This is a genomic window from Streptomyces spiroverticillatus, from assembly GCA_014650415.1.
Lineage (GTDB): Bacteria > Actinomycetota > Actinomycetes > Streptomycetales > Streptomycetaceae > Streptomyces > Streptomyces spiroverticillatus.
Window position 1 is genome coordinate 13,841 of the sequence record BMUX01000024.1, and the last position, 22,534, is coordinate 36,374.

At 75.3% G+C, this 22,534-nt stretch carries 12 protein-coding genes; 1 reads left to right on the top strand and 11 read right to left on the bottom strand.

Annotated features, from left to right (window positions below; translation table 11 throughout):
• Nucleotides 1-8 precede the first annotated feature (8 nt).
• From IE269_RS37905 to IE269_RS37955, 11 genes are all read right to left on the bottom strand, one after another.
• The gene (locus IE269_RS37905) at nucleotides 9-1,364 is read right to left on the bottom strand and encodes a serine hydroxymethyltransferase (protein WP_189827872.1); all 1,356 of its coding nucleotides are present in this window, start codon (nucleotides 1,362-1,364) and stop codon (nucleotides 9-11) included.
• A complete protein-coding gene (locus IE269_RS37910; RefSeq protein ID WP_189827873.1) occupies nucleotides 1,361-4,852 on the bottom strand; it encodes a non-ribosomal peptide synthetase in 3,492 nt (1,163 codons plus the stop codon). Before IE269_RS37910 ends, IE269_RS37905 begins: the two co-directional genes overlap by 4 nt.
• Nucleotides 4,849-10,248 (bottom strand): non-ribosomal peptide synthetase, encoded by a 5,400-nt coding sequence (locus IE269_RS37915; RefSeq protein ID WP_189827874.1) that lies wholly within the window; start codon nucleotides 10,246-10,248, stop codon nucleotides 4,849-4,851. Before IE269_RS37915 ends, IE269_RS37910 begins: the two co-directional genes overlap by 4 nt.
• Nucleotides 10,249-10,333: 85 nt before the next feature.
• Entirely contained in the window at nucleotides 10,334-10,570 is a 237-nt protein-coding gene (locus IE269_RS37920) for an MbtH family protein (RefSeq protein ID WP_189827875.1), read from the bottom strand.
• A gap of 259 nt (nucleotides 10,571-10,829) precedes the next feature.
• On the bottom strand, nucleotides 10,830-12,020 hold the full coding sequence (locus IE269_RS37925) for a tryptophan 2,3-dioxygenase (RefSeq protein ID WP_189827876.1): 1,191 nt from the start codon (nucleotides 12,018-12,020) through the stop codon (nucleotides 10,830-10,832).
• 130 nt (nucleotides 12,021-12,150) lie between these two features.
• Nucleotides 12,151-13,182 carry a TauD/TfdA family dioxygenase gene (locus IE269_RS37930; protein ID WP_438817657.1) on the bottom strand — a complete coding sequence of 344 codons (1,032 nt, stop codon included), beginning with the start codon at nucleotides 13,180-13,182 and terminating at the stop codon, nucleotides 12,151-12,153.
• Between the two features lie 42 nt (nucleotides 13,183-13,224).
• Nucleotides 13,225-14,859: a phosphopantetheine-binding protein gene (locus IE269_RS37935; protein ID WP_189827877.1), complete on the bottom strand. Its 1,635-nt coding sequence runs from the start codon at nucleotides 14,857-14,859 to the stop codon at nucleotides 13,225-13,227.
• The gene (locus tag IE269_RS37940; protein ID WP_189827878.1) at nucleotides 14,849-16,603 is read right to left on the bottom strand and encodes a class I adenylate-forming enzyme family protein; all 1,755 of its coding nucleotides are present in this window, start codon (nucleotides 16,601-16,603) and stop codon (nucleotides 14,849-14,851) included. Before IE269_RS37940 ends, IE269_RS37935 begins: the two co-directional genes overlap by 11 nt.
• Nucleotides 16,600-17,661 (bottom strand): ketoacyl-ACP synthase III family protein, encoded by a 1,062-nt coding sequence (locus IE269_RS37945; RefSeq protein ID WP_189827879.1) that lies wholly within the window; start codon nucleotides 17,659-17,661, stop codon nucleotides 16,600-16,602. The genes IE269_RS37940 and IE269_RS37945 overlap by 4 nt, the downstream gene beginning before the upstream one ends.
• A 348-nt stretch (nucleotides 17,662-18,009) precedes the next feature.
• Nucleotides 18,010-20,718: a penicillin acylase family protein gene (locus IE269_RS37950; protein ID WP_189827880.1), complete on the bottom strand. Its 2,709-nt coding sequence runs from the start codon at nucleotides 20,716-20,718 to the stop codon at nucleotides 18,010-18,012.
• 137 nt (nucleotides 20,719-20,855) lie between these two features.
• Entirely contained in the window at nucleotides 20,856-21,869 is a 1,014-nt protein-coding gene (locus tag IE269_RS37955; RefSeq protein ID WP_189827881.1) for an AfsR/SARP family transcriptional regulator, read from the bottom strand.
• A gap of 386 nt (nucleotides 21,870-22,255) precedes the next feature.
• Here IE269_RS37955 and IE269_RS37960 point away from each other — a divergent pair, with 386 nt between their 5' ends.
• Complete coding sequence (locus tag IE269_RS37960; RefSeq protein ID WP_189827882.1) at nucleotides 22,256-22,438, top strand: hypothetical protein; 183 nt, start codon at nucleotides 22,256-22,258, stop codon at nucleotides 22,436-22,438.
• The last annotated feature ends 96 nt before the right edge of the window (nucleotides 22,439-22,534 follow it).

Genomic DNA, 22,534 nt, shown 5'->3' on the forward strand with positions numbered 1-22,534 from the left:
GAGACGGGTCAGGCCGGGAGGTGGTGCGGAAGCGGGAACTGCCGGCACAGTCGCGTGACTTCGTCGCGCACCTCGGCGCGTACGGCGGGCGCGAGGGTGAACTCGCGTGTGCCGTGCGGTTCCAGGGCGGTGAGCACCCGGTCGATCAGTGCCGCGCAGCGGCGCATCTCGGCGCGTCCCATGCCGCGCAGGGCCGGGGTGTTGGTGCCGAAGCGGATGCCGCTGGTGACCCGGGGGCCGTGCGGGTCGCCGGGTATGCGGTTGCGGTTGACCACGATGCCGCAGTCGGCGAGGGCGGTCTCGGCGATGGCGCCGGTCAGGCCGGTGCTCCTGAGGTCGAGCAGCACCATGTGGTTGTCGGTGCCGCCGGTGACGAGGGTGTGGCCGAGTCCGGTGAAGGCGTCGGCGAGTTCCGCCGCGTCGCTGACGACCCGCTGCGCCAGGGCATGGAACCCGTCCTGGGCGGCGATGTCGAAGGCGCGTGCCTTGGCGGCGACGGCGCCCAGGTCGGGGGTGCCCTGGAGGAAGGGGAAGGTGCCGTGCGAGATCGCCTGGGCGAGGGTGCGGCGGCTGCCGGGGAGCGGGGTTTCGGCATCCCTGCCGAGGAGGACGAGGCCGCCCCGGGGCCCGTACAGCTGCTTGTAGGTGCTGGTGGTGGTGGCGTGCGCGTGGTCGACGGGGCTGGGGTGCAGTCCGGCGGCGACGAGGCCCGCGATGTGCGAGATGTCGGCGAGGAGGTACGCGCCGACCTCGTCGGCGATCTGCCGGAAGCGGGCGAAGTCGACGGTGCGGGGGTAGGCGCTGGCGCCGCAGACGATCACCTTGGGGCGGTGGGCGCGGGCAAGAGCGGCGACCTGGTCGTAGTCGAGCAGGCCCTCTGCGTCGGTGCCGTAGCCGACCGCGTGGAAGAAGCGGCCGGACACCGACGCCGGGGAGCCGTGGGTGAGGTGGCCGCCCGCGCTCAGTTCCATGCCGAGGAGGGTGTCGCCGGGCTTCATCAGGGTGCACAGCACGATCTGGTTGGCGGTGCTGCCCGAGTGCGGCTGCACATTGGCGTACGCGGCCCCGAACAGGGTCTTCGCCCGCTCCACGGCGAGCCGTTCGACCTCGTCGACGACCTCGCAGCCCGCGTGGTAGCGGGCGCCGGGGTAGCCCTCGGTGGTGACGTTGGAAATGCTCGCCCCGGCGCAGGCCAGGACGGAGGGGTCGGCGCTGCTGGAGGCGGCCACCATGGCCAGGGTGTCGTTCTGCCGGGCGTGTTCGCGCTCCAGGAGGCCGGTGAGCTGCGGGTCCGCGGCGGCGAGGCGGCGTGCGCCGATGCTCGCGAAGTCGGCGAGGACGCCGGCGCTGGTGGTGGTGCTCATGCGTTGCTCTCCTCGTGGGCGGGGTGGTGGGCGACCGGCTGGGCCGTCTTCCGCGGGGCGTCGGGCGCGGCTTCGTGGGCTGTTTCCTGCGCTGCTCGGTGGGTCTCTCGGGCCGCCTCGTGGGCCGCGAGCAGCGCCTGGGCCTCCTCGTCGGTCAGTTCCAGCAGTCCGGCGGCGACCCGGGCCACGGCGGCGACGTCGGTGCCGCTCTCGCGGCCCCGGGCGGTGAGGCGGACCGCCTGTGCGGCGAGCGTGGGCGCCTCGAACAGCTCGCGCAGCGGCACGTCGACGCCGAAGGTCTCGCGCAGTGCGGAGGCCAGCCGGGTGGCGAGCAGCGAGTGCCCGCCGAGGGCGAAGAAGTCGTCGTCCGCGCCGACGCGTTCGGTGTCCAGGAGTTCGGCCCAGAGCGCGGCGAGCACCCGCTCGGTGTCGTCGCGGGGGGCCACGTACGCGGCGTTGGCGCGGTCGGCGAGGGCGTCGGGCTCCGGCAGCGCGGCCCGGTCGACCTTGCCGTTCGGGGACAGCGGCAGCGCGTTGAGCGTGACGAAGGCCGCCGGGACCATGTGGGCGGGCAGCTCCGCGCCGAGCAGGGCGCGCAGGTCGACGGCGGACGGGACGGCCCCGGTGTCCTTGGCGGGGACGAGGTGGCCGACCAGACGGCGGTCGTCGCCGGTGCCGTACGCGGTGACCACGGCCCGCTCGATGTCCGGGTGGCGGCGCAGCACGGCCTCGATCTCGTCGAGTTCGATGCGCAGGCCGCGCAGCTTGACCTGGTGGTCGAGGCGTCCGATGAGTTCGATCACCCCGTCGGGGCGGGTGCGCGCCAGGTCGCCGGTGCGGTACAGGCGGGCTCCGGCCGGTACGGGTCCGGTGCCCGCACCCGGGTGGGGGCGGTAACGGTCGGCGGTCAGGCCGGGGCGGTGCAGGTAGCCGCGGGTCAGGCCGGTTCCGGCGAGGCAGAGCTCGCCGGGGACGCCGACGGGGGCGGGTTCGAGGACGGGGGTGAGGACGACGGCCTGTTGGTTCACCATGGGGCGGCCGTACGGGATGCTCGTCCAGGCCGGGTCGCTCTCGACGACGGGGTACGTGATCGAGTGGATCGATGCCTCGGTGGCTCCGCCGAGCGCGACGAACGTCATGTCGGGGGCGAGGCGGTGGAAGCGCCCCGGCAGGGTCACGGGAATCCAGTCCCCGCCGAAGAAGGCCGCCTTGAGCCGGGGCAGGCGCACGCCGCGTTCCTCTCCGGCGCGGACGAAGGCGTCGGCGAGCGCGGGGGCGGAGTTCCACACGGTCACCTTGTGGCGGCGCACCAGGTCCACCCAGTGGTGCGGGTCGCGGGCCTTGTCGGGGTGCGGCATGACGACGGCGCCGCCCGCGGCGAGGATGCCCAGGGTCTCGTACACGAACATGTCGAAGCTGGGCGAGGAGAGCCCGAGCACCCGGTCGCCGGGCTCGACGCCGTAGGTGCCGTTCAGGTCGAGGAGGTTGTTGACGACGCCCCGGTGGGGGACGGCGATGCCCTTGGGGGTGCCGGTGGAGCCCGAGGTGTAGATGACGTACGCCAGGTGGTCGGGGTGGACGGTCGGGCGGCGCCGGGTGGCGGGCCAGCTCTCGGCGTCCTCCATCTCCAGCAGCTCCGCCCCGGTGGCGGGCAGTTGGGGTGCGAGGGCGCGTTCGGTGAGCACGACCGGGGGTGCCGCGTCCCGGAGCATGAACTCCAGCCGGGCCGCCGGGTACGCCGGGTCGAGCGGCAGGTAGGCGCCGCCCGCCTTGAGTACGCCGAGGACGGCGGCGACCAGTGCCGGGCCCTTGGCGAGGCAGAGGCCGACGGTGGTGTCGGGGCCGACGCCCGCCTCGGTGAGCCGGGCGGCGATCCGCTCGGCGAGGGCGTCGAGGCCCGCGTAGTCCAGTTCTCCGGCGGGCCCGGCGACGGCGGGCGCCTGCGGGGTGCGGGCGAGCTGCTGCTCGAAGAGCTCGTGCAGGCAGGCGCCGCCCCGGGGGTAGGCGTGGGCGGTGTCGTTCCACTCGACCAGGGCCTGCCGCCGTTCCGGTGCGGTCAGCATCGGCAGGGCGGACAGGCGGGCGTCGGGGTGCTCGACCGCGGCGGCCAGCAGGGTGCGCCAGTGCCCGAGCAGCCGCTCGACGGTGGCCGCGTCGAACAGGTCACTCGCGTACTCGGCGGTGCCGGTGAACGTCCCCTCCACCTCCCGGATCTGGAGGTTGAGGTCGAGCTGCGCGCCGCCGCGCGGCACTTCGCGCACGGTGACGGCGAGGCCGGGGAGCGCGGGGGGCGTCAGCGGGGCGTTCTGCACCAGGAGCAGGGTCTGCACGAGCGGGTTGTGGCTGAGCGCCGGGCCGGTGTGCCGCTCCGGGAGCATCCGCTCGAAGGGGATTTCCTGGTGCTCGAAGGCGTCCAGGGCGGCGGCGCGGACCCGGTCGAGCAGTTCGCCGAAGGTCGGGTCACCGGCCAGTGAGGTCCGTACCGGGAGGATGTTGATGAAGCAGCCGATCAGCGCCTCGGTCTCGGCCGGACGCACCGCCGCCCCGGTGCCGACGACGACGTCGTCGGTTCCGCCGTGCCGGGCCAGTACAGCCTGGAAGGCGGCCAGCAGCACCATGAACGGGGTGACCCCGGCCCGTCGGCACAGGGCGCGTACGCCCGTCGACAGCTCTGCCGGGAGCACCACGGGCACGGTGGCTCCGCGCAGCGACTGCACCGGCGGACGCGGCCGGTCGCAGGGCAGCTCCAGCAGTTCGGGCGCGTCCGCGAGGGCACGCCGCCAGTGGGCGAGGGAACCGCCAAGGGCCTCGCCGTCGCCTTCGGTCTCCCCCTCGGTCCCGCCTTCGGACTCGGCGAGCGACTCCGCCTCCCAGACCGCGAAGTCGGCGTACTGGAGCGGCAGTTCGGGAAGCTCGGCGCCGTGCCCCGCGTAGTGCCGGGCGAGTTCGTCCAGCAGGATGCCGATCGACCACATGTCGGCCACGAGGTGGTGCACGGTGAGGGCGAGCACGTGCCGTTCGGGAGCCGTACGGTGCAGCACCGCACGCAGCAGCGGACCGCGTGCGAGGTCGAAGGGGCGCGCGGCGTCGGCGCTCAGCACGCCGTCCAGTCCGGCGTCCGCGCTCGCGCGCACCTCCAGCGTGAACGGGGCGTGTTCGCGGACCAGTTGGACGAGCTCGCCGTCCACCTGCTCGAAGCAGGTGCGCAGCGATTCGTGCCGCCGGATCAGCGCGTCGAGCGCGGCTTCCAGCGCGGCGGTGTCCAGCGGGCCGTCCAGGTGGAGCGCGAACGGCAGGTGGTAGGCGCTGGTGCCGGGGGTCAGCCGCTCCACCAGCCAGATCCGGCGCTGCGCCGAGGTGGCGGGAAAGGCGAACTGCTGCATGGTCTGCTCTGCTCTCTGCCGACCGGAGGGGGCGGGCTCGGGTGCGAGGTCGGGAACGGGGGCGGCGGCGAAGCCGGGTGCCTGGCCGGGGCCGGGGGCGGTCATGAGCCCGTCACCGCGTGGGCGGGCTCGTCAGGAGCGCCGGCACCGGCCGGGCGCAGCGTGCCTTCGGTGTCGCGGGTGACCGCGTAGCGGGTGCGGTCCACCCGGGTCGGGCCGCGGCGGGCGGCGGGGGCCGGTCCCGGGCGGTCGTGCGTGACGGCCGTCTCGTCGAGCAGGGCGGCCACCCCGGCCACCGTGGGCCGGTCGAAGAGCAGGCGCAGGGGCGGGGCGGTGCCGAATTCGGCGCGCAGGCGCTCGGCGAACCGGGCCAGGAGCAGGGAGTGCGCGCCCCTCTCGAAGAGGTCCTCGTGGCGGCCGAGCCCCTGTGCTCCGAGGAGTTCGGCCAGGACGGCGGCGATCCGCCGCTCGGTCTCCCCGGCCGGGGGTTCCGCGTCGCCTGCCGGGCGGGCGGCCTGCGGTGCGGGCAGGGCGCGGCGGTCCACCTTGGCGTTGGCGGTGAGCGGCAGTTCGGGGAGGGTGACGAGCAGCGAGGGCACGGCGTACGCGGGAAGGGTACGGCGCAGCAGCTCGCGCAGTTCGGCGGGGGCCGCGGGCGTTCCGAGCTGCTCCAGGTAGCCGACCAGGCGGGCCCGTGCGCCTTCGCCGTCCACGGTCACCGCGGCCCTGCGCACCGAGGGCAGCCGCTCCAGCGCTGTCTCGATCTCGCCCAGTTCGAGCCGGTGCCCGTGCAGTTTGACCTGGGTGTCGGCGCGGCCCACGAAGAGCAGTCCGCCGTCAGGACCGCGCCGCACCAGGTCTCCGGTGCGGTAGAGACGGGCGCCCGGCGTGGCGGCGAAGGGGTCGGGCACGAAGCGGTCGGCGGTCAGTCCCGGCCGGTCCAGGTAGCCGTGGGCCAGGCCGTCGCCGCCGATCAGCAGCTCGCCCGTGACGGTGGCCGGGACGGGGTTCAGGTGCGGATCGACCACGTACAGGCGGGTGTTGGCGAGCGGGGCGCCGAGCGGGAGTTCCCGGTCGGCGGCGGTGAGTTCGCCGCGCGCCGACCAGACGGTGGTCTCGGTCGGACCGTACACCTGCCACAGGCGTGCACCGCGGGAGAGGATCTCGGCGGCCTGCGGCGCGGGCAGGCGTTCGCCGCCGGACAGCGCGGTCAGTCCCGCGGTGCCCTGCCAGCCCGCGTCGAGCAGCAGCTGCCAGGTGACGGGGGTGGCCTGGAGGTGGGTGATGCCGCCGCCGTCGAGGCAGGCGCGCAGCCGGGAGCCGTCTTGGGCCGTCCCCGCGTCCGCCAGGTGGACGGTCGCGCCGGTCGCCAGGGGGAGGAAGTACTCCAGGGCGGCGATGTCGAAGGCGGGGGTGGTGACGGAGAGCCAGCCCGCGCCGGGGGCGAGGTCCAGGTCGCGCTGGAAGGAGACCAGCAGGTTGGCGAGCGCCCGGTGCGGGACGACGACGCCCTTGGGGCGGCCGGTGGAACCGGAGGTGTGCAGGACGTACGCCGGGGATTCGGGGACGGTGTGGGTGTCGCCCGTGCGCCGCGCCTCGCCGATGGCGTCCATGGCCAGCACGGTCCAGTCCCCGCCGGGGACCCGGTCGGCGGGCAGGTCGGTGAGGACCGCCGCGGCGGCCCCGTCGGCCAGCACCAGGGCCAGCCGCTCGGCGGGGTGGCCGGGGTCCAGGGGCAGGTATGCGGCCCCCGACTTGAGCACGCCGAGCAGGGCGGCGAGCAGGCGCGGGGTGCGGGGCAGCAGGACGGCGACGGTGCGGCCGGGGCCGATGCCGAGCGTGCGCAGCCGGGCGGCGACGCCGTCGGCGAGCCGGTCCAGGGCGGCGTAGTCGATCTGCTCGCCGCCCTCGGGGCCCGCGGCGCGCACGGCCACGGCGTGCGGGGTGCGGGCGGCCTGGGCCTCGAAGCGGCGGACGACGCCGTCGGCCGGGTCGTGGGCGAGGGCGGTGTCGTTGCCCTCGGCGAGTACGGCGGCCCGCTCGGCCGGGGTGAGCAGGGGGAGTTCGCCGACCGGGCGGGGGAGGTCCGCGGCCGGGCGGGCGGCGTCCTTCGCGATCTCGGCGAGCAGGGTGGCGAAGTGGGCGGCGAAGTGGGCGGCGGTCGTGGGGAGGTAGCGGTCGGTGTCGTAGCGGACCGCACCCGCCAGGCCGCCCGCGCTCTCGCCGAGGGTGAGCTGGAGGTCGAACTGGCTGCCGCCGACCGGCAGGTGAAGGGTGGAGCAGCGCAGCCCGCCGAGGGCGAAGGGGACGCCGTCGCGGCCGGTGGCCATCGCGACCAGGGCTTCGGCGTGTTCGCCGGGGGCCTGCTGGAGGCTGAACAGGGTGCGTACGAGCGGCCGTCCGCCCTGGTCGCGGTCGGGCCGGATCAGCTCGACGAGCGCGGGGAAGGGGACGTCGGAACCGTCGAGGGCGAGTCGCGCGCCGTCGCGCACCCGGGCCAGCAGGGCGGTGAAGGGCTCGGCTGTGTCGATGCGGGTGCGCAGCGGCACCGTGTTGACCAGGCAGCCGACGGTGCGGGCGAACGCGGCGTCGTCGCGGCCGTGGGTGGGGGTGCCGACGACCACGTCGCGTTCGCCGGTGCTGCGGGCCAGCAGGAGCTGGAAGGCGGCCAGCAGCACCGAGTGCAGGGTGCTGCCCTCGCGCCGGGCGAGCGCGGTGAGCGCCTCGGTGGTGGCGGCGTCGACGGTGAGCGGCACCGACGCGCCGCGCAGCCGCTGGGGGCGGGCCGGCAGGTCGGCGGGGAGCGTGGTGCCGGAGCGGACTCCGGTGAGCGCGGTGCGCCACTGGTCCAGCCGGCGCTGCCCGGCGGGGGTGCCGGTCAGGGCGCTCTGGCGGCGGGCGAACTCGGCGAACGGCGTGCTCGCGGCGGCGCTCTCCGGCTCCCCGCGCAGCGCGGCCGGGTAGGCGGCGGCCAGCTCCTCCAGGAGCAGGGACAGCGACCATAGGTCAGCCACCAGGTGGTGGGCGGTGAGGACCAGGCGGTGGCCGCCGTCGGCCCCGGTGAACAGGTGGGCGCGCAGCAGCGGTCCGGCCGCCAGGTCGAAGGGCCGCTCGGCGGCTTCGGTCATGCGGGCGTCGAGGTCGGCCTCGCTCCAGCCCGACGCGTCGGACTCCGTGAAGTCGGGCGGGAGTTCGGCGTGCACCCGCTGCACCGGTCCGTCCGCCTCCGTACGGGGGAAGGTGGTGCGCAGCACGGCGTGCCGCCGGGTCAGCGCGGTCAGTGCGGTGCGCAGCGCGTCGGCGTCGAGTGCGTCGTGCACCCGGAAGGCGGTGGAGACCAGGTAGGCGGGGCTGTCGGGGGCGACCTGGTGGAGGAGCCAAAGGGCGGCCTGGTTCGGGGAGAGCGGGTGGTCGCCCGGCGCGGTGGGCCCGGCCACGGCCTCGGGTGCGGGGGCCGCCTCCCCGATGCGGTCGGCGAGGAGTGCGGCCAGCTGGGCCAGGTCGAGGGCGAGGGCCTCGGTCAGGGTCAGGTCCACGCCCAGTGCGGTGTGCAGCTCGTGCCGGAGCCGGACCGCGCCGAGGGAGTCCAGGCCGAGTTCGGTGAGCCGTTGCCCGGGTGCGAGGTCCGTCGCGGCGAGGCCGAGGCGGGCGGCGAGCAGCCCGGACAGCGCGGAGAGCAGGAGCGCCGGGCGCTCGGCCGGGTCGGCGGCGTGCAGCACTGCGGCGTCCAGCGTCGCGGCCCGCTCCTCGGACGCGCCCTGCGGACGTCCGCTGTGCGCCAGCGCGGTGAGGTCGCCCGCGAGGTAGTCGGCGGCGCAGACGTGGCGCTGCACCTTGCCGCTGGAGGTGCGCGGCAGGGTCGCGGCGCGGATCAGCACCACCGCCGCCGGGCGTACCCCGTGGGCGTCGGCGACGGCCTCGCGCACGGTGCGGGCCAGCGCGGCCAGGTCGGCGTCCTGGTGGTCCCGGGACACCTCGTGGACGATCACCAGCTCGTCGGCGCCGGCCAGTTCGACCTGCACGGCGGCACCGCAGTTGGCGCGCAGGGCGGGGCTCGTGGCGGAGACGGTCTGCTCGATGTCCTGGGGGTAGTGGTTGCGGCCCCGGACGATGATCAGGTCCTTGAGCCGTCCGGTGACGTACAGCTCACCCTCGTGCAGGAGGCCGAGGTCGCCGGTCCGCAGGAAGCCGGTGCCGGACGCCGCGCCGGTGGCCTCGGTGGCGAGTCGTACACCGAAGGTGTCGGCGGTCTTCCGGGGCCGGTTCCAGTAGCCCTGGGCCACGCTCTGCCCCGAGAGCCAGATCTCGCCCACCGCCCCGGCGGGCACCGGCAGCCGGGTGTCCGGGTCGACGATCTCCAGGCGCTGGGAGTGGTCGGGGCGTCCGCTGCTGACGAGTTCGGTGGTGCCCTCGACGGCGTCCACCGTGTCGTCGCCCCCGGCGAGCAGCGCGTTCGGGGCCTCGTAGCGGGCCGGGGCGGTGCCGTGCGGCTTGCACGAGACGATCAGGGTGGCCTCGGCCAGCCCGTAGCAGGGGGTGAACGCGTCGGCCCGGAAGCCCGCCGGCGCGTACGCCTCGGCGAACCGGCGGAAGGTCTCGGCACGCACCGGTTCGGCCCCGTTGAACGCCACCTCCCAGCTGCTCAGGTCGAGTCCGGCGAGTACCTCGGGGGTGACCAGGTCGGCGCACAGGTCGTAGGCGAAGTTGGGGCCTCCGCTGACGGTGGCCCGGGTGCGGCTGATCTCGCGCAGCCAGCGCAGCGGGTCCTGTCCGAAGGAGGTCGGGGACATCAGGGAGCAGGAGCCCGCGTAGTACAGCGGCTGGAGCATTCCGCCGATGAGGCCCATGTCGTGGAAGAGCGGCAGCCAGGACATGCCCCGGGTGTCCGTGGTGGTGCGGAACGCCCGCTGGATGAGGGCGGAGTTGTGCAGCAGGTTGCCGTGCGTGAGCACCACGCCGCGCGGGGCGGAGGTGGAGCCCGAGGTGTACTGGAGGAAGGCCACGGTGTCGCCGCCGACCTCCGGGTGCGCCCACTCCCGGGCCTCCGACTCCGGCACCAGATCGGTCGCGAGGAGCCGCAGCACGTCCATGACCGCGCCGTCGGGGTCGTCCGGGAGCAGCCGGTCGCGGACGGCGGCGGTGGTCAGCGCCACCGTCGCCCCGCAGTCCGCGACGATGTCGATCAGCCGGTCCAGCGAGCGCGGACGCCGGTTGGGCGGGTACACCGGCACCGCGACGGCGCGGGCGTACAGGCAGCCGATGAAGGAGACGACGTAGTCCAGGCCCGGCGGCTGGAGCAGCAGCACCGGGCGGTCCGTCAGGCCGAGCCGTTGCAGCCGGGCCGCGACGGCCCTGGCCCGCAGGTCGAGCTGTCCGTAGGTCAGCCGCTCGGCCGCCTCGTCCTCCTTTCCGGAGAACTCGAAGGCCGTACGGTCCGGATCGGCCGCCGCGGTGGCGGCGATGGCCGAGATCCAGTCCTGATGCTCAAGTCGCGGGTCCACGCGTTCTTCCCTCACCGTTCGGTGTCCGATGCCCTGTTCCTGCTGCTGCCGCCGTCGGCGACCGTTCCCGTTCCGGCGCGCCCGCTCAGCCCGCGGCGGCCGGCGTGGCCTCGGCGGCCTGCCTCTCCATGGCCACGCGCAGACTGAGCGGCCTCATGTCGGTCCACACCTCGTCGATGTGGGCCAGGCACTCGGCCTTCTCGGCCCGGGGGCCCTCGGCGCGCCAGCCCGCGGGAAGTTCGCGGTCGGCGGGCCAGATCGAGTACTGCTCCTCGTCGTTGACGACGACCTGGTAGACGGTGGTGTCCTCGCTGCTGCTCATCGCTGCGCTCCGATTCGGTTCCGGGTGGATGGTGGTCGGGCCGACGGCGGGTTCGTGCCGCCGCCCGGTCGGGCCGAGGGGGCCCGCCGTGGTGTCTTCGATGCTGTCGCTGCGCCCTGACGGCACCCTTGGCCCGGCCTGCGGCCCGGCTGGGCGGTCGCGGACGTGCGTCCGGCGGTTCGCGGGGGGTCCGCCTGCGCCGGGCCGGGGGGCCGCCGACGGGCGACTGACCGCTCACTGAACGCGGGCTGAAGCCCACTCAGCCGAGGGCGGGAAACAGCCGGGCCTCGGCGGCCTCGCGGAGGTAGGAGGCGCCCGCAGTGCCGCCGGTGCCCCGGACCGCGCCGATCACCTTCATCGTGATGCCCCAGTGGGTGCGCTTCATCGCCCCCCATGCGTCGTCCAACTCCCGCATGACGGGAGTGAGTTCACCGGCCTCGACCTCGCTGCGCAACAGGGCCCGGTGCAGCTCGGGGGAGGTCGTCTCGACCGTCCGGTACGCCGTGGACTGGACGGCGCTGCGGCCGTCGGTGTTGGCCCGGATCACCGCGAAGGCGTCCTTGGGCATGGTGGTCAGCACCCGGAACACCCCGGACGTCCACGCCACGTGCCGTCGCGCACCCTCCAGCGCTTCCCGCGCCGCCTCTCCCCGGCCCGCGGCCACGGCGTCGGTGGCGGCCCCGACGGACCGGGCGACGGCCGCGAAGACGGCTTCGAAGATCTGGATGACGCGGATGAACATCAGCTCGTCGTGGCTCCTGGTGGTCGGCGTCAGCGTCAGCTCCACCGCCCGGAGCACCCCGTCCGGCACTGCCTCGCGCGCGGCTCGGACCGCCCGGGTGCAGGCTTCGGCCAGTGCGGCCGGGTCGTCCGCGCCGTTCGGGGGGACGGCCGCCGCCCCTCCCTGCGCCGTCGCCGCCAGGACACGCAGCGCGGCACGGGTACGGGCCCGCCCGTCCGGCGCCCCGGCCAGGGTGGCGGCCTCGACGGCCACCAGGTCGCCGAGCAGGGCGGCGAGCACCTGCGCGGTGGGGGTGCCGGTCCGGGCCAGCGAGGCGTACACGGGGCTGCCCAGGTAGCTGTCGTAGTCGCCGTGGGTGCCGTCCACGACCTGCGGCAGCCAGTCGGCGAGCAGCCGCGCGGCCGGTCCGGCGGGGACGGGGGCGGCTTCGGCGGCGACGGCGCGCAGGGCGCTCAGCAGTTCCGCGCCGACGGCGTTCTTGCCGACGGTCCGGTAGTGGCCGAGGACCGCGTCGTACGGGAAGCACGCGGCCTCCCGGGTCCCGGCCCGCCAGTGGGCGAGTTCGCGCAGCGCGCGGCGGGGGTCCAGGTCGGCCGGGTCGGGCCGCGCGGCGGCCAGGCTGGGGCCGCCGACGCCGGGCGCGCGGGCCGGGTCCTCGGCGGGTGCGGGCCCGGCGGCGGTGTGGGCCGGGGAGAGGGCGGTGGTCACGGGTGGCTCCGTTCGGTGGACGGCCGGGACGGGAACGTCCCGGTGCGGCCGGGGCGGTGGGCGAGACGGCGCAGCCTGGCCGGTGCGGGCCCGGGAGGGGCGCACCGGCCAGGCTGCGGGGGTGGTGGGGTCAGGCGCGGTACGGGGCCGGGTCGGCCAGCACGTAGCCGTCGCCCTCGCGGTGGGCGCGCGAGCGGCGCAGGTCGGCGAGGACGAAGGTGCGCTGGAGCCACCGGTCGGTGCCGTCGAAGCGCGGGCTGAACGCGGTGCGCCCGTGCACGGTGATCCGGTTGTCGACAACGGCGAGGTCGCCGGGCTCCAGCCGGATGGTCCTGGCGGTGCGTTCGAAGAGGTTCCCGAGTGCGGCGAGCGCGGCGGCGGCCCGCTCGGTGAGGGGTTCGGTGGCGGCCATGTCCACCCGCAGGTCGGGGTCCTCGAACGCGCCGGTGAGCACGGGGTGCGGCTCGGCGGGTCCTTCGGCGGCGCCGAACGACGGCGGCGGCGCGGTGCGGAACTCCGGCAGGTGCAGCACTGCCCGGGTGTCCGGGTCCAGCAGCGGCAGCACCTCGCGCACGCAGGAGGTGCGCAGCCCGGCCACCCCGTCGGGGTCGGCGCGCAGGCACAGCAGCATGACGAAGTCCGGCCGGTGCGGGTGGAAGGCGTTCTCGTTGTGGAAGGTGAGCAGCACGGAGCCCGCGTTGCCCTGGAACTCCTCGCGTCCCGGCACCGGGACGACGTCCTGCACGAGCGCGCCGGTCTTCTCGGGGCGGAAGGCGGCGGGGTCGCCGAGCCCGCACGCGGCGAGCACCAGGAGTGCCGCGGGTATGGCGGCGGTGCGCTGCACCGACCCCTCGGCCAGCGGGGTGCCGCCGAGCGCGGGGCCGCCGATCGGCAGTCCGCGCACCAGCAGCGCGCCGCCGGGGCCGGGGTCGCGGCGGAACCGGCGCAGGGTCCGACGCAGTCCGACGGGCAGTTCCTCCCACCGGTCACGGGCCGACGCCACCCAGGCGGGGTCGTCGACGAGGGCCCCTTCGGGCCGGTCGCCAAGCCGGGCGGCGACGCCTTCGACGGCGGCGGTCTCGGCCGGGGTGAGCACCAGGTCCGGGGCCGCCGTATCCGTACGGATGTCTGTGTCTGTGTCGAAGTTCAGTGATACCGGCACGGGTGCCAGCCCTTTCTCTCAGTGGTGGGGTGCGTCGACCGGTCAGTGCGGGGCGGCCGGGTCGAGCCGCCGGGCCACGACCTCCCAGAGGCTGCCGACGGTCTCGAACGCCTCGGGCCCCAACTCGTCGTCGGGAATGGCGATGTCGTACGCCTCCTCCAGCCGTACGAGCAGTTCGACGACGGCCATCGAGTCCAGTCCGGCGTCCCGCAGCCCGCGGCCGGCGGGCAGCGGGCGCTCCTCGGCGAGCCGGGGAAGCAGTTCGGCCAGGACGTTCTCGTACCGTTCGGCCGGGCGGTGTTCTGTGGTCACGGTGTTCAGCTCCTCGCGGGGCGACCGGTGGGGTCGCGGGGTGGGTGGGACGGTCAGTGGGGTGCGTACGAGAGCCAGCCGGTCGGCGCTGACCACCCGGCCGTCCCGGACGGTGATCTCGGCGGGGGCCGGGCGGCCGAGGAAGCCGAGGAGGCTCGCGGTCGCGCCGTACGCGCCGACGTTGGGGACGGCGAGCAGGTCGCCGGGGTGCGGCGGCACGGCCTCGGTGGCCCGGCTGATGACGTCGGCGGGGGTGCACAGCGGGCCGACCAGCGCCACCCGGCGGGTCCCGCCGGGACCCGGGTCCGCGGCGGGCCCCCGGGCCGTGAGGCGCAGCGGTTCCGCGCGCAGCGAGGGCAGCCGCCCCACCCCCGAGAGGCCGCCGAGGTGGTTGATCCCGCTGTCCAGCACGCCGTAGACGGTGCCCCGGCTCTCCTTGACCTCGGTGACGGTGCAGATCAGCCGTCCGCTGTCGCCGACCAGGTAGCGGCCGGACTCGAAGGCGGGTTCCAGCCGCTGACGCCAGCCCGGCAGGTGCGCGTCGAGCGCGGCCTCCAGGGGGGCGCGCAGCGTGTCGTAGCGCGGCCGCTCCCCCGGTGCCGCGTACGGGCAGGCGAAGCCGCCGCCGAGGTCGAGCATCCGCAGCGGTCGGCCCCAGTGGGCCTCCAGGGCGGCGGCGGTCCGGATCGAGGCGACGGCTTCCTCGAGCAGTCCCTGCGGGTCGGCGGCGTTGGTCAGCGGGAAGAAGTGCAGGCCCCACAGCTCCGTTCCCTCGACGGTGAGTTCGTCGAGGGAGGGCAGGCCGTCCGCGATGTCGTGGCCGAACTGCGAGGGGCCGCCGGTCATCCGCAGGCCGACGCCCGCTCCCGCCCCGCTGCCGTTGACGCGGAGCAGACAGCGCACGGTCACCCCGTGGGCCACGGCCTCGGCGCCGACCCGGCGCAGGTCCGCTGGCGACTCGACGGAGAAGGTGCGCACCCCGGCGGCCAGCGCCTCGCGCAGCTCCTGGGCGGTCTTCCCCGGGCCGCCGTAGAGGCAGTCCGCGCCGTCGAAGCCCGCGGCGAGCGCGGCGGCGAGTTCGCCGGTGGAGCAGATCTCCGGGCGGCACCCGGCGAGGCGCAGGGTGCGCACCAGCTCGGGGTGCGGATTGGCCTTGAGGGAGTAGTAGAGGCGGGAGCCCCGGGGGAGGGCGGCGCGCAGGTCGTCGGCGGCGCGTTCGACCCGGGTGAGGTCGTACACGTACAGCGGGCTGCCGTGCCCGCGCACCAGCTCGGCGGCGAGCAGGTCGTCGGCGGGCGGGCCGTCGCCCGGGGGCGTGGGCGGCGCCGGGGTCCGGCCGGTCGGGCCGCGGGTGTCAGTGCTCATCGGTGTCCAGTGCCTTCTTGTCGGTCTTGCCGTTGGGGGTGAGTGGCAGCCGGTCGACGATCCGGCAGCGGGCGGGCACCTTCGCCGCCTCCAGCCGCAGCGCCAGCCCGTCCAGTACCTGACGCTCCGTCAGATCGCGCTCGCCGGTGACGACGAGGCGCAGGTCGAGGCCGTCCCTCGGGGGCAGCGCGGCGGCGGTCCGCACACCGGGCACGTCCAGGGCGGCGGCCTCGATCTCGGGGGTGCTCATCCGCACGCCGCGCCGCTTGAACTGGTCGTCGACGCGTCCGCCGACGTACAGGTGGCCGTCCGCGTCCAGGTGGCCGTGGTCGCCGGTGTGCAGCCTGGTGCGGCCGGGGGCTGCCGGGTCGGGGCGGTAGCGGGCGGCGGTCTGCCCCGGCGCGTTCCAGTACCCGGACATCACGTGCGGGCCGCCGACGACGATCTCGCCGACCTGGCCCGGCCCGAGCACGCGGCCCCGGGCGTCGAGGACCGCGACGGTGGTGCCGTCCAGGGGCAGCCCGACGGCCCCGGGGCGGTCGCGGTCGGCGTCCGGCGCGGCGACGGTGACCCGCTTGCACTCGGTGATGCCGTACATGGCGACCACGGCCGCACCGGGGAACCGGGTGCGCAGCGCGTCGATGGCCGGGCCGGGCAGCGCCGCGCCGGTGCTGGTGAAGAGCCGGACGTGCGCGGGCGGCGTGCCGCGCGCGGCCAGCCGGCACAGCATCTCGGCCAGCGAGGGCACCACCGGCACCACGGTGGCCCGGTGTTCGCGCAGCAGGCTCAGCACGCGCACCGGTGCGGAGGCGTCCGCGAGCACCACCTCGCAGCCGCCGATCGCGGCCAGCAGCAACTGGTAGAGGCCGTAGTCGAAGGAGAGCGGCAGCGCCGCGAGCACCACGTCACCGGGTCCGTACCCGAGCCGTCGGGCGATGGCGCGGGCGGCGAACACCACCTGGCGGTGGGTGCAGACGACGCCCTTGGGGGCGGAGGTGCTGCCGGAGGTGTAGATCAGCTGGGCGACCGCGTCGGCGCTGCGGGGCACCGGCCCGGGGACGTACCCGCTCGCCCCGCCCGCCAGGAGTTCGGCGGGCGCGACCGCACGGGCGCCGCATCCCGCGACGACGTCCCGGACGGCCTCCGGTTCGGCCGGATCCAGCACCACGAGCGCGGGTGCGGCGTCCGCGAGCACCCCGCGCAGCACGAAGGGCTTCATCTCCGGGTTGAGGGGTACGACAACGGCTCCGGCGCGCAGGACTCCGTAGTACAGCGCGACGAACTCCCGCCGATTGCCGAGCCGCAGCACGACCCGGTCCCCGGGCCCGACCCCGGCCCGCCGCAGCCGTCCGGCCACCGCCCTGCTGGCGTCGGCGAGTCCGGCGTGACTCCAGGCCCCGCCCTCGTCCCGGACGGCGACGGAGTCGGGCCACGCGACGGCGGCGGCGTCGAGCAGGTCCGTGACGAACGGACCGCTCCCCGTCTCCTGACCGGCTCCCGCTCCTCCCGCCACGGACACCGGCGCCCCACCACCCGGCCCGGAGACGGGCGCACTGCCGTCCGCGCCGACGCAGGACGCGCCGACGGCCGTCCCCCCGTTCTCCGCACCGGGACGTCGAACACGGTCGCCCTGCCCGGAGACCTCCGCCCCCTGCCGCGGGACCGGCGTCCGTCCGACGCCCTCCCCCGCGGGCACGCGCCGCGTGCCGTCCCCCTCCGGCTCCGCCCGGACCGCCGCGCTCATGCCCAGCCGTCCGAGGTACCGGTGATCTCGACGACCGCGCTGGTGCAGCTGTAGCCGGTGCCGCCGCCGACCAGCAGCACCCGGTCGCCCGGCTCGACCTCGCCGGTCTCCAGGAGTTCGTTGAGTCCGGCGAAGTGGTCCCCCGCGCCCAGGTGGCCCACCTCGCGGCAGAAGTCCCAGTTGGACAGCTTCTCCTCGACGCCCAGCTGCTTCTCCAGCTGCCAGGTCAGCCGCTGGTGGCCGGTGGCGTTGAGCACCACCCGGGCGATGCCCTCCATCGAGGTGTCCGCGTCGGCGAGCGCGGCCCGGATCGACTCGGCCGCCACTTCGGCGGTACGCAGGGTCGCGGCCCGCATGTTGCGCTGCGCGCGGAAGTACTCCTCGGTCCGCGCCCCGAGGTCGACCGGCCTGCTCTCCTCGTCGGGGCCGGTGCGGAAACCGGTGCCCCGGGCCAGGCCCTCCAGGGAGTTGTCCACCCGGGTCGCGGTGGCCAGCAGGCGGCCCGTGGCCCCCTGGGGGGACGTGCTCAGCACCAGGGCGGTGCCGCCGTCGCCGTAGACCATGCCGCGTTCGGCCCGCCAGCGGTCGAAGGCGGGCGGTGCGAAGCGGTCGCCCGTGGTCAGCAGGACCGCCTCGGGGCGGTCCGCGGACTCGGCCGCGCGCAGGTGGCGGGCCGCCAGCTCCAGTCCGGCCAGGCCCGCGTTGCACTGCTGCAGCAGGTCGAAGGCGGGGACGGCGGGACCGACCGCGTGCTGGGCGACGTAGGAGGCGGCGGGCCACAACTCGGCCCCCTGGAACCACAGATAGCTGTGGAACACCGTGGTGACCCGCTCGGCGGCCCGGCCGGAGCGGTGCAGTGCCGTGCGGGCCGCGCGGACCGCCATCTCCGGGGCGGACAGGTCGTCCGGCCCCTCGGCCGCGGCCGAACTGACCGAGCGGATCCGGTTGACGGCGTGCTCCCCGGCGTCGTAGGCACCGGCCGCGACCGCCGCCGCGGTGTCCGCGCGGTCGGCCAGCCAGACTCCCGTACCGGCCAGGTACACCTGCTCCCAGCGCATGTCTCTCCGATCTCCGGCCCCGTGGCAGGACGCCCGGGGCGACTGTCGGTGACCATGCTGGCGACCGGTCCCTGCCGCGCGGTTGCGCTCCGCTGACGGCCGGTGGGTGCCGCGCTGCGCGCCGTCCGGTGCCGTTCCGTACGCCCTCTGGCGCGGCCCTGCGGATCGTCCGACGCGGTCCTGCGCGCCGTCGGGAGGCGCTCTGTGCACGCCCGGACGCCGGGCCGGTGTCCCGCTGCCGCGCCGCTGACGCACGACGGGCCGTCGGCGGTGACACCGCCGACGGCCCTCCTGTGCCGGTCCGGGGCCCGGCTGACGTCCCGCTGAAGGACGGCTGAACGTCCGGGCTCAGGGAGTGAGCCGCAACCGGTCGCGGGCCGCCGCGTCCACCGCGGCCTTCCCGTACGGCCAGGGCAGACTGCCGCCGTCCGCCCAGGGCCGGATCTGGTCGGTGTAGGTGTCCGCACCGGCGTGCCCGGACGCACCGGTCAGGTTGATCCAGCGGGAGCGTTCGACGTCGGCCATGTCCACCACCATCCGCATCGACGGCACCCAGATCACCTCGAAGCCCTCCTGCGGGTTCCAGCCGTTGGCCAGTACGGAGTCGGTGCCGCCGCCGACCTCGACCGGGTCGGCGTTGAGCAGCCACTTCAGCGGTGCGGGTCCGGCCGTGCCGAGGGTCGGGTTCTCCAGGGTGAGGGTGTGCAGGGCTCCCCAGCGCCAGGCGCGGGGGTCCTCGCCGAGGCGTCCGCGCAGTTCGTCGGCTGCCTGCTCCATCGCCTGCCGCAGCATCGCGTCCCGGCCGCGCACCTTGGGGTCGGTGGCGCTGGTCCACCAGACGCTGTCCGGTTCGTCCAGCAGAGCGCGCACCACGTCGAACCAGCGTCCGCCGCCGTCCGGGTAGGCGTACTCCTTGACGCCCGCCCGGGACAGCCGGTCGGTGAACGCGTTCTTCAAAAGCGTGCGCCAGACGGTGTTGAAGTAGGCGGCGGGGGCCGAGTCGACGCCCTGGCCGAAGTCCCAGCCGCGCAGGAGTTCCCTGGCCTGCTCGGCGTTCTCGCCGACCTCGGTGCGCAGCAGCCGCGGCACCAGGTTGGCGGCGTTGCCGTTCCAGCTGTCCTGACTGATCCGCTCCATCGCCGCGACGTCCAGCTTGCCGCCGCTCTCGATGAGGTGGGCGATGCGCTGACTGCGGTAGCCGGTGCCCCAGTTGCTGCCGATCAGATACGGGTACTTCGGGCCGACGACCGCGTTGTTGGCGGTGACGATGTATCCCTCGGGCGGATTGAAGCGGGTGGGCAGCTTCTCGAAGGGCAGGTAGCCGGTCCAGTCGTACGCCCCGGTCCAGCCCGGCACCGGACGGCGGCCGTCGCCCGCCTTGCGCACGGGTATCCGGCCGGGGGTCTGGTAGCCGATGTTCCCGGCGGTGTCCGCGTAGATCATGTTCTGCACCGGCGAGGCGAAGACCTTCGCCGCCGCCCGGAACTCGTCCCAGTTCCCGGCCCTGTTGAGGGCGAAGAGGGCGTCCAGGGTGGGGGCCGGGTCGAGCGCGGTCCACTGCATGGCGACGGCGTAGTCCTCCCCCGGGCCGCGCGGCGGGACGCCGGGCACCTTGCCCCGCTCGGCCACCTCGTCGGCCGACTTGAGCACGTCAGAGATCAGCGGGCCGTGGCCGGTGGAGCGGACGGTCAGGTCGACGGCGGGGCCGCCCGCCACCTTGATCCGCTCCCGGCGCACCGTCAGCGGCTTCTGCTCGCCCTCGTGTTCGTACGTGTCACCGCGCACCTTCTCCACGAAGAGGTCGGAATCGGCGGCGCCGAGGTCGGTGACGCCCCAGGAGATCTTGCCGTTGTGGCCGACGACGACGCCCGGCATGCCCGCGAAGGTGAACCCGGTGACGTCGTAGGGGCAGGCGGGCCCGACCCGGTTGCAGTGCAGGCCGACCTGGTACCAGACGCCCGGCAGCGAGGGCGTCAGGTGCGGGTCGTTCTCCAGGAGCGGCTTGCCCGTGGTGGTGCGGCTGCCCGAGACCACCCAGGAGTTGGAGCCGATGCCGATGCCCTGCGGGCCGAGGACGGCGGCCAGCACCTCGCGCACCTTCGCGCTGTCGGCCAGCGCGGCGGAGGCCCCGGCGGGAACGGCGGGCGGGGCGACGGGGGCGGAGGCCGAGGCGGGGGTGGCCGGGGTGGCCGGGTTCGCCGTTCCGGCGGCGGGGTCGCCGTCCGGGACGATCGGCGACCAGCGCGCGTAGTCGTAGCCGGGGAAAAGGTCGTCGACCGCGCCGGCGGGCAGCTTGGCCGCCAGCATCGCCTGCTGGAACTGGTCGATCATGCCGGTGTTGAGGTTCCAGGCCATCGTCTTCAGCCAGGACACCGAGTCGGCCGGGGTCCACGGCTCGGGCCGGTAGTCGCCGGAGACGAAGCCGAGCACCGGGTACTCCACGGACAGCTCGGCGCCCTCGTGCTGTTCGAGGTAGGCGTTGACCCCGGCGGAGAAGGCCGTGAGGTAGGCCCGGGTCTCGGGCTTCAGCATCTTCACCTCCTGCTCGGCCACCCGGTACCAGCCGAAGGTGCGCGCCACCTTGTCGGTCTGCACCTGGCTGGGGCCGAACATCTCGGCGAGCCTGCCCGAGGTGACGTGACGCTGGGTGTCCATCTGCCAGAACCGCTCCTGGGCCATGGCGTATCCCTGGGCCAGGAACAGGTCGTGCGCGGAGTCGGCGTAGATCTGCGGGATGCCGGACGCGTCGCGCACGATCCGCGCCTCGCCCTGGAGGCCGGGCAGACCGACGGTGCCGGAGAGCTCCGGCAGCGCCCGCTGGACGGTCCAGTAGGCGTAGCCGGAGACGCCGCCGACGGCCAGCAGCACCAGTGCGGTCAGGCCGACCGCCGTGCGCACGAGGATCCGGCGCAGGCGGCGGCGCCGGGTGGGGGGCGCGGGCGCGGGCCGTTCCTCGTCGGCGGAGGGCTCGGCGGGGGTCTCGGCCGGGGCCTGGGCCGCCGGTTCGGGGTCCGGACGGGGATCGTCCGGCGCGGCCGTGTCGGTCTGGACTGTCATGGGGTGGCGCTTCCTTGTGTCGACGGAAGTTCCGGCCATGGCGGACACCGCCGCGCACGGGCCCGAAGGCATGGCGCACGGCGGTGGAGCGGCCGAAGCAGGAGGAAGGGGAGGGTGAGGAGGGTGGGTTGCGGGGCTCAGCGGGCCAGTCGGGTCGCCCGCGTGCTCCAGGGGCCCGGGGCTGCGGGTGCCGGGGGCACGGCGAGCGGGCCCCCGCCGACCAGTGTCAGCCGGGGCCGGTCCGGCACCGGCGCTCCGGACCCGGCCGCGACGTCGGCCGGGTCCGGAGCCCACGCCGGAGCCGCGGCCCGGTCCCGGTCGGCGGCGCGGGCGAACGGGTCGGGACGGCGGGCGAGGATCGCCTCCTCGACGCCGCGCAGCTCGGGGCCGGGCAGCAGACCGAGGTTCTCCTTCAGCGCGTGCCGGGCCCGCTGGTAGGCGGCCAGCGCGTCGGCCTGGCGGCTGCCCCGGTAGAGCGCGGCCATCAGCAGCGCCCAGAGCCGTTCCCGGTAGGGGTGTTCGGCAGTGAGGACGTGCAGGTGCGGCACCAGCCGGGCGTGCCCGCCGAGTTCCAGGGCGAGTTCGGCGTGCTCCTCGACGACCGCGAGCCGCAGCTCGGCGAGCCGGGTGCGCTCCACGTCGAGCAGCGGACCGCTCACGCCGGTGAGAGCGGGGCCCGGCCAGCACGACAGGGCGGCGGCCAGGGTCCGTTCGGCGGCGTCGGGCTGCCCGGCGGTCCGCAGCGCCCGCGCGTCGGCGACCGACTGCTCGAACCGGCCGAGGTCGCACTGCTGGGGCGCGAGGGAGAGCCGGTAGGAGCCGCCGACCCTGGCGAGGACGCCGCCGGCGGTGCGCGGCGCCCGGTCGGGCTCGAAGAGCTTGCGCAGCTTGGAGACGTACGCCTGCACCAGGTTGGCGCCGTCCAGCACGGTGGTGTCGCCCCAGATGCCGTCGATCAGGTGGTCGCGGCCCACGGGGGAACCGGAGCGCAGCAGCAGGACGGCGAGCAGTGCCCGTTGGCGGGGTGCGCCGAGCGGGAGTTCGACACCGTCTCGCCAGCCCCGGACCTCGCCCAGCAGTTCGAAGCTGAGGTCGGCCGGGTGCGTGGCAGAGGAGGGGTGCGCGTTCGAAGGAGACAGGGGGTCGGTCATGGCAACCTCCGCTGGCCCGGGGCCGTCGTGTGGCGGTTCGGGGACAGCTGCTGGGAGTACGGTGCGGGGTCTGGGCGGCCGGGGCCGGGCCGGTACGGGGTCTGACCGGCCGGAGCCGGGCCGTGCGGCGTCCGCACGGACCTGGTCGGGTCCGGCGGGAGGCACCGGCTGAATTGCCGTCCACCGCACTGCACCCATGCTGCGCGGGGCACATATACGAAAGATCAACGGTTCCGCGCACCTCGGAAGAGGGGTCGGCGATCACGCGTATATCCGACGTAGAGCGGACCGGAGGAATCTCGTTCCCGAGCCGCCGGTCACACACTGGGCCCACCGGCTCACCCCCAACGCAGCCAGCACCCACTCACGAAGCGGACGGAAATCCCATGAAGCGATCCCTCAAGACCCAGATCCTGCGCAAGGCCGCCGTCCTCGTCACCGCGCTCTGCGCCGCCGCCTCGCTGTACTCCGTGGCCGCCGCCCCGCAGGAGACCGCTTCTTCCGAGCACACCGCGACCGCCCTCGCGAACGGCCCGAAGAAGCCGAACGAGTGGAACAGCCAGGGCTGAGCTCCCTCGGCGCGGAAGGGGCTGAACCTCCCTCCGCAGCAGCTCCGTCGAGCCCCCGGCCCTCATGGACCGGCCCCGGCTCCCCCCGCTCGGCCG

Bases quoted from the DNA above. Each gene is read 5' to 3' on its own strand.
- IE269_RS37920 (WP_189827875.1), bottom strand. From the start codon at position 10,570: ATGAGCAGCAGCGAGGACACCACCGTCTACCAGGTCGTCGTCAACGAC.
- IE269_RS37935 (WP_189827877.1), bottom strand. From the start codon at position 14,859: ATGAGCACTGACACCCGCGGCCCGACCGGCCGGACCCCGGCGCCGCCC.
- IE269_RS37960 (WP_189827882.1), top strand. From the start codon at position 22,256: ATGAAGCGATCCCTCAAGACCCAGATCCTGCGCAAGGCCGCCGTCCTC.
- IE269_RS37945 (WP_189827879.1), bottom strand. From the start codon at position 17,661: ATGCGCTGGGAGCAGGTGTACCTGGCCGGTACGGGAGTCTGGCTGGCC.
- IE269_RS37950 (WP_189827880.1), bottom strand. From the start codon at position 20,718: ATGACAGTCCAGACCGACACGGCCGCGCCGGACGATCCCCGTCCGGAC.
- IE269_RS37955 (WP_189827881.1), bottom strand. From the start codon at position 21,869: ATGACCGACCCCCTGTCTCCTTCGAACGCGCACCCCTCCTCTGCCACG.
- IE269_RS37940 (WP_189827878.1), bottom strand. From the start codon at position 16,603: ATGAGCGCGGCGGTCCGGGCGGAGCCGGAGGGGGACGGCACGCGGCGC.
- IE269_RS37905 (WP_189827872.1), bottom strand. From the start codon at position 1,364: ATGAGCACCACCACCAGCGCCGGCGTCCTCGCCGACTTCGCGAGCATC.
- IE269_RS37910 (WP_189827873.1), bottom strand. From the start codon at position 4,852: ATGACCGCCCCCGGCCCCGGCCAGGCACCCGGCTTCGCCGCCGCCCCC.